We start from the raw sequence: 11,505 nt of genomic DNA, 5'->3' as shown, positions 1-11,505 counted from the left end.
TAGTTAATGGATTTGCTGGGCTTCGGCCCAGTTTTCTTGAGGGGTCTTCCTAAGAGAAGCAGACTAGCTCAACATATTATTATGAGATTACTTATATTTATACTGACAGCGGTGTCGTTGGGCGTCAGCGCGTGGGCCACTGATGTGACCTTAAAATCCTATGATAGCACCAAGAAGGTTTATATTTCTGTTCCTATTATAGAAAGGGACGGAGTTAAGATTTCCAAAAACTGTCTCAAATCGGGAAAAATGCAGTGTGAGGCTTGGGCTGCCGTCGGCAAGAAGCTAACTTTGACACCGACGCCGGGTGTGGGATTTGTGGGTAATCCAGCAGCGCGCTACTGTCACGAGCATAAAGCCGCCAATCATATTCTACGAGATGAGAAGCAGAGGGAGTTTGATTATTGTGTCTTCGCCGATGGCTCGATGATTGATTCATGGACCCTGTTTAATAAGCACTTTAAAAAGTAGTGAGGATCTCTGTGCGATTGTTCTTTCTCTTTTTGATGATCTTTTCAAGTGAAGCGTATTCTTCTTATGGCATGAATACGCTATCTTCTGACTATAAACCGCAGGCAGATTCAGTTGTGCAAGTTGCTAATATGCCGCGAGTTAGAAGTCAGGATAGTTTTGGCATATGCTATGCTTTTGCTGCTTCGGTTCTCTATGATGAGGCAAACTGCGTTGCTAAGAATATTTCCGATTGTGCGTCGGTATCCGATAGTGACAAGGTATCACCTTTAGATATGGCTAGATTCAGCAAAGAACTTCCTTCGGGTGTGGATGGCAGAGATAGATTTAATTATGAAGGACTTAGCGAGGGAGGAGCTGCCGCTTTGGTTTTGCAAAATTCTATTAATTCAGATGCCAATGTAAAAGAGTCATGTGCGCCCTTTGATCAAATCGTTGCGAAGAATAGTAACCCGGCAGAGGCGCAGAAACTAGAACTTGCTATGTGGAAGCGTTTTCAAGATAGCTATAATGCTTATCAAAAGAAAACCAAAGATTGCGTAGAATGTGGGCTGGAATATGCGACGGCAAAGGCGCAGGAGCTTAAAGACAATTTTAAATTGAAAGCCTCAAATAAAGATATCTTAAAGGCATTTGCTGAAGATACATACTCTAAATTTTTGGATGGACTTTTAGTTCCCGGTGAGTGCTGGAGAATTACGAATGGATTGTCTCTTGAGGGAAGCTGGGATTTGAATATCTACCCGGAGCACGGCCAAAAAAATCAGAAATCCGATTACAATAAAATGTTAGCTAAAATAAAAGAAGTGTTGCAGCAAAAAAGACCGTTGTCGCTGGCATTTTGTGCACAAATGCCTTTGCAAGCTAAAAGCTTGAAATCCTGCACAAGCGAAGCCCAGAATTCCGTTACAGGTACAGGTCATGAGATCGTGGTCAAAGGATACCGTCGAGTCTGTAATAGCAAAAATCAATGCCGGGATTCTCTTCAAATTCAAAACTCATGGGGACAGTCTTGGCAGAATGCCAACGACGACGGGTGGGTAGATGCTAAAGAACTTCTGGATCGAACTTTTTACGAACCTCAAAGTCTAACGTGGCTTTCAAAAGCGAAATTGTGAGTGATAGCCGCTTCGAGATATGTTGTCCTTGGGGCAAATATCCGATCTCGTTATTCTATGATGGCGTTCTTCAAACCATTTAATTCGATAGTGCCAACTTTACCCGGTTGACCGTTTTCTCCGGTGCGTCCTGGTTTTCCGGTGGCTCCATCTTTTCCTTTGCTGGCAGGTTTGCACACTTTCTGCTGATCTAATGCTCCTGCCTTGCCGCCTTTACCGCCGATTTTGCCGGGGGCACCTTGTCCTCCAAGCCCACCCAGGCCAGGCTTAATAGATAATTTTAGCGCAAAGTTAGTGTGATCTTCGATTTGAACAAATAGGTTTCCAGTGTCGCCACCGTCAGAACCATTTTCGCCGTTGGTTCCGTTGGGACCGTCCTCACCATCTTCACCATTAGTTGGTTGGCTTACGCAGCGAAGATTAATCAGGCCACAGCGTGTCTGTCCAGAATAACGATCTTCTGTGCAGTCTTCGTCGCCTACGGGTTCGTTATGAAATGACTTCAAATAAAAATTCCTATCACCTACTTTGGCTGTGTACCCCACAGACAGACGATAGATCTTAAGAGGCGATAGGTTCTTAGTATCAAAGTGTAGTTTATCCATAATGAACTCCGGTAAAGTCATGTACAAATTCCGACAAGGAAATGGCTTTCAGTTTGGAAAGTAAAACGCGTGCGTCCTCGGTGATGTTATTTTTTATATAGAGCATAGGATGTGCCGGGCACCAGTTCAAATAGGTTTGACTTGGTGGAGAAAAATCGGCTCTTGTCCCAGTTCGGAGAAATCACTCTATACAGAGAAGATCTATTTTCTGAGGCCTCCTTAGATTCTTTTGAATGCAACTATGGTCTATCCTATGGGTTATATTGGGGGTTTTCCCCATAAGCTCAACTTGACTAAGTCCATGAGGCCCCATAAATTCGTCGGCCTATGAACAAAGAATTTATGTTAAGAGCCATCGAACTTTCCAGAAACAATATGAATGCCGGAGCCGGCGGTCCTTTCGGGGCGGTTATTGTTAAGGACGGAAAGATCATTGGCGAGGGCTGGAACAAAGTCACTTCTTCCAACGACCCAACGGCTCATGCAGAGGTGTCCGCTATTCGTGATGCCTGCGCAAAACTCAATAACTTCGAGTTGGCTGGAGCAGAAATCTATACAAGCTGTGAGCCTTGTCCGATGTGCCTTTCGGCGATTTATTGGGCGCGTATTTCCAAGATTTATTATGGAAATACCCGTAAAGACGCGGCAGAAATCAACTTTGACGACGACTTCCTGTATCAGGAAATTCCGAAGGATCTTAAAGATCGCAAAGTACCCATGATCCAATGCGCTCATACAGAAGCGTTGGAGGTCTTTAAAGAGTGGGACCACAAGACGGACAAGATCCCCTACTAAAGCCTAAGAAATAGTTCAGGACTCCTGCCCGGGAGTCTTCTTAGAGAGAATAAAGGAATGAAAGCACTTTCATTCCTTTTTCTGTTTTTGAGCGTTTTTTCTGTCATTTCCTGTCAGCACAAGGAAAAACAAATCCCCAGAGATATCGCCTCATTGCAAGCCAACGGTGGCATGGAAGGCATCTGGTTTTTACAAGGTACGTCCTCTACCCGCGGCCCTTACAATGGGGAGCTGGAGCTTCGTAAATCCCATGACGGGACCTATGACGTTGTTCGTATGGTTACCTATATCAACTACTTCTTTGATGGTTTGAAAGTGCAAGAGGTTTGGACTGGAAAAGCTATCGCCACAGGCGAAACTCTGACCATCTCTTACGATCTTCGTCAGGGTGATTTCATCACACGCTTAGGTGATCAAAAGCGTGATCCGTCAGATTTTAGCAATGTGATCAATGTGGTTTCTCGTTATGCCGTGACGCCAAATGGACTGGCTGCGACGTATGCCGATAAAAAGGTTTCTAACTACACTGAGTGGATTACAACCAAACGTGATCTTGAAGCAAAACCCTTGTGGGTGAATCAAAGACAGATGATAAGTGCCAAGGGTCCTAAGATCCCACTTGTAGTGCGTGGGGCGATCAATCTGTTTAAGAAAGATATCGGCTACGAAAAAGATCCTTTGGTAAAATCGTATAAGAACAGAAAAGAATACAAGGACGAGAATCCGTACATCGTGTTTGATCCTACGGATTTTGATTACTATCGCAGAAACAAAGACATCATCCGTGTCACCAACAAGATCGTCGATGATATCAGCATCACGGAATCGGTCGTAAAAAGAAATGCCTATGCACCCACTTTGGAAGAAAAAGCCCGCAGTTATGATCGTAATGCGCGCGATTTCCATATTAACGAAGCCGGGATAGTAACTCCGTCACAAATCGACGATCAAGGTCGCCTTGTGGCTTACAATCTTCATGGAGATGCCGCACTGTGGACCGGGATGTATCTTGGATCGCAGGCGATGCGCTATCAGGTTACGAAAGACAGCGAGGCTTTGGAGAATGTGAAAAAAACCCTGCGTGGTCTTATCACGCTGATGGAAATCACCGGAGACCCACAGCAGTTTGCAAGGACACTGGCTCTTTATGTGCCAAGTAAGGGACTTCCCGATTCACGTTGGCATCAAGGAAAAGGAAAGTTCCAGCACTTGATGTGGCAGGAGGGCGGCAACAACGATATGATCAAGGGGATCACTCATGGATTCCTTTGGGCGGGTTTGGTGCTTCCTCAGTCTGAAACAGAGCTTTGGCGTGATTTGAAAGCATACTCTCGCAAGCTGATCGACTTGCAAGTGGTTTGGGATAAGACCCAAAACAAAGCCGCGGCTTTGGGGCTGGCAGCCTGGCTGACGAACGATGCTGCCTTTAAAGAACAGTACGTTGGTTATTACGAGAAAGTAAAAACGAAGCTGACGGGCTACAGTTTTGATACGACATTCTATTGGCATGGTTCAGCAGACTGGAGTGGAATCAATCTTGGGCTGGTTGGTGATATCACGGATATCACAATTGCAGATCTTTTGGGGCAGACAAAGATCCGTGATCAGCTGCGTGAACGTCTGATGGATGCCTGGGTGACTTATGCTCCATCGCAACGGCATTTGCAAACCTTGGCGGCTTATGGCTTTGCCTACAAACACGGAACCCGTGGTGGAAACTTCCGTTCAGAAAGTAGTGATACAAAGTTTATGGAATCTTTGCGCCAGGCAAGCTGGGGGCTTCGTGAAATTCCGTATCCCCGTCCAAATCTGAACGTCGGCATTGATCACTCTTTGCGTCCGGACTGGTGCATGTCTCCGATTCCTCGTCTATTCTGGAAATCGTTAAAAAAGCCAGAGCCGCCGATCGACTACTTCTATCAGGGACTTTATAATTATCCGGTATTTGAGTTGCAGGCGTTCTCCAGCAACTTTGTTTGGAAGGACACGGCGTTTGGATACCAATTGTCTCACAGTAAGGGCGAGGAAGAGTCCGGCGTTGATTATCTTTACGCCTACTGGTTAGCAAAATACGTGGGTGCAAGTAATGTGGACTAGATGGATTGGTGTATTGGCTCTGGTGGCATTGGCTTCCGCTAATACTGCTTGGGCAAAAAAAGAAATTCTGGTTTTAGGCGGCGGCGGAGAGCCTGCCGGGGCCACGACTATTTTTGATGAAACTTTAAAAAACCTGGGAACATTCTCTAAAAATGCAGGATGGAAGCCCACTGTGATTTTCAATGGCGGTCATAAAACGACCGAGGTGCTGGCGAAGCAGGCTGGTGGTGGAAAAAATCTGCCGGCAACTACCGACAACTTAAACAGACAAATTGAACTATTTAAGCAGAAGATCCAAAAAGGCGAGTTAAAAAAAGGTGATCAGTTGATGATCAGCGTGGCAACACATGGGTTGGAGGCAGCAGCTCCGTTTGAAACCCATGCGGTGTCATCCAAGAACGGCACCTTTAATATGGATCGTTTAAAAGCTCTTAGAGATCTTGCAGAGAAAAAAGGCGTTAAGCTGGCGATTATGGATTTTAGTTGTCATTCCGGCGCGACACTGAAGTTAGGAACAGACAAGACTTGTGTGATTTCGGCAGCGTCTTCCAACGTGGGCTACAACATTACGGGGTCAACTATAGCCGGAAATCTAAAATCCGGTGGAAATCTGGAATTTGCTTTCCTGGGTGCGCGTTCTTCTGAAAAAGGAATGTCGCCGGGAACTCCGCAGATCTCCACAGAAGCGGGTCGAAAAACTTATGCGGCGACAGCGTTTCTTTCTGATTCAATGAGGGAAAGAAGCTCATTGGATTCTTGGGCGGAAAAAGGAAAGAAAGCAGAGGCCTGCAATCTGACGAATTCCTCTTACACGAAGCTTGCCAGAGAATTGAAGGACATCAAAGATTCTTATGGCCGCCTGTCGGGAATTCGCACTTTGGTGGGCTTGCCGAATGTAGATCAGTCCAAGACGCAATTGCAGAATGCAATCAAGGATTATGAACAAGCGCGCAACCAGGCTTTGGCGGCCCATAAGGCTCAAAGCAATCTGGATCAAAAGGTTTGTCTGGAGCTGATGCCCAATCAAAAATATTGCGGAACTATGACGCAGTTTGAATATGGGTACGAAGTTGTAAAGAAGCAAGCCGCCGCGAATCCCTCCCCGGCTGTTCGGGCAGAGCTTCAGGCTTATGAGAAATTTGTAAATCGTGAAGACTTCAAAAAATGGAAAACAGCCTCTGCATCTTATCAGAAGCAATCTGATGATTTGTACTGGAAGGCTGAAAAAGTGGGACGGGCGGAAAGAAAAATCTATGATGCTCTTTACACGCATTATTCAAAAGAATCCAAAGCACCAAATCCGTGCAGGGACTTTAAGTTATGAAAAATAGATTGTGGAAAACTCTGTTTATAACCTTGATGCTAGGCTTTTCTTGTAAAGCGCTGGCGCAAGAAAACTTTAAATGCGGTGAATACGATATTACCGGAGTTGTTAAAAAATCCGATGGCAAGTTTGTACTGAAGCTGTTTGAGGGTTCCATGAGCGAGATCACCTTGGCTTTGCCGGCGGATCTTGAAGCCGCCGCGCAGGTTTATGAAAACAAGGCGGTGCTTTTAAAGGCAAAGATGATGGCCCCAGTGAAGGATACACAAGGGTCGGTGGTGTCTTTATTGTCGGAAGATGAAGTAAAAAAGCTTCTTGGGCCGGATTCGCCGTATTCAGCTCGCTTCCTGCGAGAGGACATCAAGGAGCGCGTCCCAGATCCTCTGCATCCTGATTTGGATTCGGGAATGATGCTCACAAAAGAACTTTCTTGTGATGGCGGACGAACCCCCAGCTCAAAGAGACCGGCCAAGTCCAAAAAGTAGGCATTGCTAAACCGGGGAAGTTACTTTAAAAAAGGCAGCATTATGAAAAAGAAAATCGGACGAGATTCAAAAGAACTGGCTGACTTTGCCTTGGGCGAAAATCAAACCAAATATCCAGAGACTTATGCCCCTGAGGTTTTGGAAGCTTTCGACAATAAAAATCCCGGCAAGATCGCATGGACGACCTTTGTGTGCACGGAGTTCACTTCTTTGTGTCCAAAAACCCGTCAGCCGGATTTCGCCAAGATCTTTGTGAACTATATTGCTGACAAGAAGATGGTGGAATCCAAATCCTTGAAGCTTTATCTGTTCAGCTTCCGCAATCATGGGGACTTCCACGAGGACTGTGTGCAAACGATCTGTGATGATCTGGTGAGGTTGATGAAACCGAAATACATCGAAGTTATCGGTGAATTCACTCCGCGCGGAGGCATCGCGATTTACCCGTATGCGAACTATGCGGCAAAGGATAAGTTCTTCCAGGATCTTTATAAAAAACGCATGAGCGAATATGCTCCGGGCAAGTATTCCATGGAGCTTTCCAAGCTCTACTAAGGCTGATTTTGGACGCCCTAAATAGGGGCTGTCCACGAATTAGACAGTCGAGATCCAATACATCGAATCCTCATATCTGGCACGACTTGCACGGTGGGGAGTATGGTTCAGCGATATATTACCTACATTCTTATTCTATCGGGGCTTTTCATGGGCTCCAGTGCGTGGGCTTTGGATCTTACCGGAGCTTTTCATAAGGCTTTGAATAAGCATCAAACTTTAACCCCGAATGAACTGGCTGCTTTAGGCGATTACGATTTCTATCTTGTGCCCGGGATTCTTTCCGAGGCCTTTGTGGACGGGGATGAAAGATCCGCTGTTACGTTCTCTCGTTTGACGGGCGAATATTTTGAAACCCAGCAGAATCTGCTAAAAAATCAATACGGATTAAGAAGCCAGCGCCTGTCGAGTTCTTCAAAATCGGTCGCTGAAATTCGCGCCAACATTCGCAAGGCTTTGACCGAATCCAGAGCTGCCGAAAGAAAAGTGATCTTCATGACTCACTCATTGGGAGGCCTGGCTTTATTGGAAGAACTGGTCAGTTTTCCGGGACACCAAGCTACTGTTGCAGGCATTGTGTTCTTGCAAAGTCCTTTTAAAGGCTCTCCGATAGCGGATGTTTATTTTGAAGGTCCTTTGCACCTAAATAAATGGCTGCGCCCTATCATTCCGTATTTCAATACTTCCACTGAAACCATAAAATATCTGGGAACAAGCAGCCGCAAGCAGTTCATGGCTGAGAGCCATCTTATCATTCAGTCTCTAGTGCAGCACATTCCTATCATCACTGTAGGAGGCGTCGTTAATGGTCACAGCAGCTTATTCACTCCTGCTGTGAGTATTATGGCAACGGGTTGTTTTCAGAAAGTCTTCGGTCAATGTGTGATACGAACTTCATTCGCAGGTCCTTATGATTCCAGCGATGGCATGGTTCCTTTTGAAAGCTCTAAAATTGAAGGCACAGACTTTATCAAGCTTGAAGGTGTGGACCACGGTGAAACCGTCGTGAATATTCCTTTTGAACAATATGATAAGTCCCAAGTCACGACAGCTTTGATTCGAACTCTTCTTTCTAAAATGAATGGCAATTAGGAGGCTTGCGTGATGTCTCGGCTAGTACTATTTATTCTGACACTTGGCTGTGCTTTGCTGTGTGGATTGTATTCCAGATATCAAGGTCCATTTCTGGCGAAACAACCTGTCAGTTGGCCGGACCAGCCGTAGAAACACAAAAACCTGCTCAAGGCAGGTTTTTTGGGTAAATCAAGTGGCGGAGAGGGAGGGATTCGAACCCTCGGTACACTTTTGGTGTACGAGCATTTAGCAAACGCTTTTGCAGCATTTATTACTCAAATGCGTCAAGTAGTAAAACCTCATGCAACTATAACTAGTTGGAATATTCTTCCCTATATATATCAAATAGTTAAGTCATTGCAAAAATAGTTGGGTTACGGGTGGGTTACATTTCATTATTAAAAAATTACAAGCTCGCACCGTCTAAAAATAATTGCCCCTGCTTGTGACCGCTAAAAACTTCAGCCCTATACTGTTCCGCAATTTCATTAGGAATAGAGTCCAATTTTAATCGCTGGAGAATATCTACACTTACAGGTCGTTTAGAATCCCAAAAAATAATAGAACTTAAAAACAATTTCGCTTGGTCGGACTTTAACAAATCAAAAACTAAATTCGCTTTTTCCTCACTCTCACAAGATAAGAAATAGCAAGTATCATCAACCATTACAGGCCTTCCGTCTTGAGGGCCAAGTTTTACAAAATTTAAAGATTTATAAAGGCCAGAAATCGCAATTTTCCATGGAGTAAATGAATAAGACCCCACCCCAAAAATAGAAAAATCTGGTTTATTTCTGTAAATTGAACTTTTCCGGGAGTCTAACAAGTTTTTATGCTGATTAAGATACGCCCAAGTTTTAGGAGCTTTCTTTTCAATAGAGTGAGTTTCTTGACCGATATACTCTTGAGTCACAAGGACAAATCTATCTCCTCTTTCCGTCCGACCGTTCGCAAGGTCTGAACTCTTTAGAAAAGGAAATAAAAAATCCTGCTCTATCTCAACGGCCTCACCCTTTCCATTGAGCAAAACATTATCTTGCTTAATAAATTCAAAGACAGATGAGCAATCGTGCTTAATACCAGATCGCCACTTTTCTAAATTCACTCCATCTAAAAAACTCCACTGGTCATAACTAAATACATCGGAGACAAGACGGCCATTCCTGCTGCCATACTTTCCCAAATGTTTAAAATCTAAATCCAAAACTTCTACATCATAAGCCGTTTCATCATAAGAATTGAAAACAAAGAAACCACAATCAACAGAAACATTAAAAACTTGTTTCGCATTAAGCGGGAAAAACTTAGCAGAGCTAAAATTTAGTTTTTTATTAACAGCATAGCTTAAAGTTTTTCTCGCTACGGATGATTTACAAATCATCGCCACTGTTCCAGAGCGGGACTGAATACAATCCAGCATTCTACAAATCATCCATTCGGAAATATCAAAATTACTCTTTCCAGTAATGGCCTCAATGCCCCTCAAGGATTCGCTATTTTTCTTTTCCGGTAAATTACTACTCCCAAGAGAGCCTAATTTAGAATTAGTCACCCAAGGCGGATTTCCCAGAAAAAGAATATGATTAAATTCGGTGGATAATTGAGAGTTAAATTCGCCGCTAAAAAAATCTTCGCATAAAATAGTAACATTAGATTTATCGGCTAATTTTTCTTTGGCTATTTCTACATATTCTGAATTTATATCATAACCAAATACTTTGGCCGCAGGGCATAGCGTGGCAGCCGCCTGAACGAAGGCCCCAACTCCACAAGTAGGCTCTACAATTATTTCTGGTATTTTTTCTTTCTTTAATAAAAGGCGAGTTAAGTCTTTGGCCCATTCGTATGGAGTCTGAAAGTCTCCAAGTTCAACTTTTAAGCTCATTGCCTACCACCGCGGATTAAGTTGATTCCAGATATTTCCCCAGCCATTTCTACAACACGAGCATATTGGAGTCTCCATTGGAGAGCATTAGATATAGTCAAGTAACCTTGTTCTGGTGGTTCTTTTAAAATTTTTTCAGCTAGGGCTTTCGCCTCAATTTCATCAACGGGTAAATTTCTATCGAAGAAACAAGCCATTAAATCGTCGGCATTGCCTTTATTTACCAATATATCTCTAATAATTTTGGTCATCTGAAAATCGCCCGTCCGTTCTTTTTCCACTAAAACGGAATGGAGAATGTTCAACCGAGAGGTTTTAGTTTGTGGATCATCTTTTTTCTCATAAACAAAAAGTAAAAGATTATACCCTAATCCATAAATTTTCTGGCTTGCTGATTTAAAAGGGCAAGATGATTGAGGCTGTTTAATACTTGTTACTTTAATATCAACTTGAGCAGAGGGTATATCCAGTCCATTGGCAGAACTACCGCCCACCTCGTAAGTTTTCTCTAATTGTTCTTTAAATTTATGTTCAAGATAAGTCCCTACGGCTTTTCCGTCAGTGACACCATAGAGGGCGGAATTATTAAATATAGACTCCGACTCGGCAAATTTCTCTGCTTCAGCAATTAGAATAGATAGTTCTGTAAGTTTTTTCTTTATCATCAAAATAATCTTGTAGTTTTACATATTTACATATCATTCTGAATTATTGCGGTCAAAAAGAAAACCCTAGAAATATCATGGATACAATTTAATCAGCCACATAGAACCAACTCAACGAGTCAATTATTTAAAAGTTTCAATACAATCGAGATTTTCTACAGCCAAAGGTTTCCCATTCGGCTCATTCTTGTTCTTTGATTAGTGGATAAGCCTTTATCCACACACTGATAAATAAGAACAAACACGCCGCATAGGATTAAGAATTGTTCAGTTATCGGATCGACCGTGAAAGTAACGACTATTTAGAGTTACACTTTGGCGGCAACAAGTAAATTTCAACTATCAAAACACGACAAAATAAGAGTTTCTAGGCTGACTCTACAACTGAAGGGCCTCTGGAAAAAATCAGTCGAATCAATTTTTGAGACAGG

The 11,505-nt window shown here is 43.4% G+C and carries 11 protein-coding genes; 8 read left to right on the top strand and 3 right to left on the bottom strand.

Going from position 1 to position 11,505, the window contains the following annotated elements:
• The first annotated feature begins 81 nt into the window (after positions 1-81).
• Complete coding sequence (locus tag EZJ49_RS05310; protein WP_262554997.1) at positions 82-471, top strand: DUF333 domain-containing protein; 390 nt, start codon at positions 82-84, stop codon at positions 469-471.
• A gap of 11 nt (positions 472-482) precedes the next feature.
• A complete protein-coding gene (locus EZJ49_RS05305) occupies positions 483-1,589 on the top strand; it encodes a hypothetical protein (protein WP_262554995.1) in 1,107 nt (368 codons plus the stop codon).
• Positions 1,590-1,639: 50 nt separating this feature from the next.
• Here the strand turns inward: EZJ49_RS05305 and EZJ49_RS05300 are convergent, their stop codons facing one another.
• Positions 1,640-2,194, bottom strand: coding sequence for a hypothetical protein (locus tag EZJ49_RS05300; protein ID WP_262554993.1), 555 nt, complete (start codon positions 2,192-2,194; stop codon positions 1,640-1,642).
• A 327-nt stretch (positions 2,195-2,521) separates the two neighbouring features.
• On the opposite strand from EZJ49_RS05300, the gene EZJ49_RS05295 reads away from it, so the two are divergent.
• The 6 genes from EZJ49_RS05295 (at position 2,522) to EZJ49_RS05270 (ending at position 8,542) form a co-directional block, all read left to right on the top strand.
• Entirely contained in the window at positions 2,522-2,989 is a 468-nt protein-coding gene (locus EZJ49_RS05295; protein ID WP_262554992.1) for a nucleoside deaminase, read from the top strand.
• A gap of 57 nt (positions 2,990-3,046) precedes the next feature.
• Positions 3,047-5,086 (top strand): hypothetical protein, encoded by a 2,040-nt coding sequence (locus tag EZJ49_RS05290; protein ID WP_262554990.1) that lies wholly within the window; start codon positions 3,047-3,049, stop codon positions 5,084-5,086.
• Positions 5,076-6,410: a hypothetical protein gene (locus EZJ49_RS05285; RefSeq protein ID WP_262554987.1), complete on the top strand. Its 1,335-nt coding sequence runs from the start codon at positions 5,076-5,078 to the stop codon at positions 6,408-6,410. The genes EZJ49_RS05290 and EZJ49_RS05285 overlap by 11 nt, the downstream gene beginning before the upstream one ends.
• Entirely contained in the window at positions 6,407-6,895 is a 489-nt protein-coding gene (locus EZJ49_RS05280; protein ID WP_262554986.1) for a hypothetical protein, read from the top strand. Before EZJ49_RS05285 ends, EZJ49_RS05280 begins: the two co-directional genes overlap by 4 nt.
• Before the next feature lie 54 nt (positions 6,896-6,949).
• The gene (queF, locus tag EZJ49_RS05275) at positions 6,950-7,450 is read left to right on the top strand and encodes a preQ(1) synthase (protein WP_410468757.1); all 501 of its coding nucleotides are present in this window, start codon (positions 6,950-6,952) and stop codon (positions 7,448-7,450) included.
• Between the two features lie 102 nt (positions 7,451-7,552).
• Positions 7,553-8,542 (top strand): hypothetical protein, encoded by a 990-nt coding sequence (locus tag EZJ49_RS05270; RefSeq protein ID WP_262554982.1) that lies wholly within the window; start codon positions 7,553-7,555, stop codon positions 8,540-8,542.
• Between the two features lie 388 nt (positions 8,543-8,930).
• Here the strand turns inward: EZJ49_RS05270 and EZJ49_RS05265 are convergent, their stop codons facing one another.
• Both EZJ49_RS05265 and EZJ49_RS05260 read right to left on the bottom strand, forming a co-directional pair.
• A complete protein-coding gene (locus EZJ49_RS05265) occupies positions 8,931-10,409 on the bottom strand; it encodes a class I SAM-dependent methyltransferase (protein ID WP_262554981.1) in 1,479 nt (492 codons plus the stop codon).
• Entirely contained in the window at positions 10,406-11,074 is a 669-nt protein-coding gene (locus tag EZJ49_RS05260; protein ID WP_262554980.1) for a hypothetical protein, read from the bottom strand. Before EZJ49_RS05260 ends, EZJ49_RS05265 begins: the two co-directional genes overlap by 4 nt.
• Between the last annotated feature and the right edge of the window lie 431 nt (positions 11,075-11,505).

It is taken from the genome of Bdellovibrio bacteriovorus (assembly GCF_025558485.1).
GTDB classification, from domain to species: domain Bacteria; phylum Bdellovibrionota; class Bdellovibrionia; order Bdellovibrionales; family Bdellovibrionaceae; genus Bdellovibrio; species Bdellovibrio bacteriovorus_G.
The sequence above is the reverse complement of the archived record's forward strand: the minus strand, read 5'-3'. Positions and strand labels throughout refer to the sequence as shown.

Coding starts and splice junctions, on each gene's coding strand:
- EZJ49_RS05265 (WP_262554981.1), bottom strand. CDS start 10,409: ATGAGCTTAAAAGTTGAACTTGGAGACTTTCAGACTCCATACGAATGG.
- EZJ49_RS05295 (WP_262554992.1), top strand. CDS start 2,522: ATGAACAAAGAATTTATGTTAAGAGCCATCGAACTTTCCAGAAACAAT.
- EZJ49_RS05280 (WP_262554986.1), top strand. CDS start 6,407: ATGAAAAATAGATTGTGGAAAACTCTGTTTATAACCTTGATGCTAGGC.
- EZJ49_RS05285 (WP_262554987.1), top strand. CDS start 5,076: ATGTGGACTAGATGGATTGGTGTATTGGCTCTGGTGGCATTGGCTTCC.
- EZJ49_RS05260 (WP_262554980.1), bottom strand. CDS start 11,074: ATGATAAAGAAAAAACTTACAGAACTATCTATTCTAATTGCTGAAGCA.
- EZJ49_RS05290 (WP_262554990.1), top strand. CDS start 3,047: ATGAAAGCACTTTCATTCCTTTTTCTGTTTTTGAGCGTTTTTTCTGTC.
- EZJ49_RS05310 (WP_262554997.1), top strand. CDS start 82: ATGAGATTACTTATATTTATACTGACAGCGGTGTCGTTGGGCGTCAGC.
- EZJ49_RS05300 (WP_262554993.1), bottom strand. CDS start 2,194: ATGGATAAACTACACTTTGATACTAAGAACCTATCGCCTCTTAAGATC.
- EZJ49_RS05270 (WP_262554982.1), top strand. CDS start 7,553: ATGGTTCAGCGATATATTACCTACATTCTTATTCTATCGGGGCTTTTC.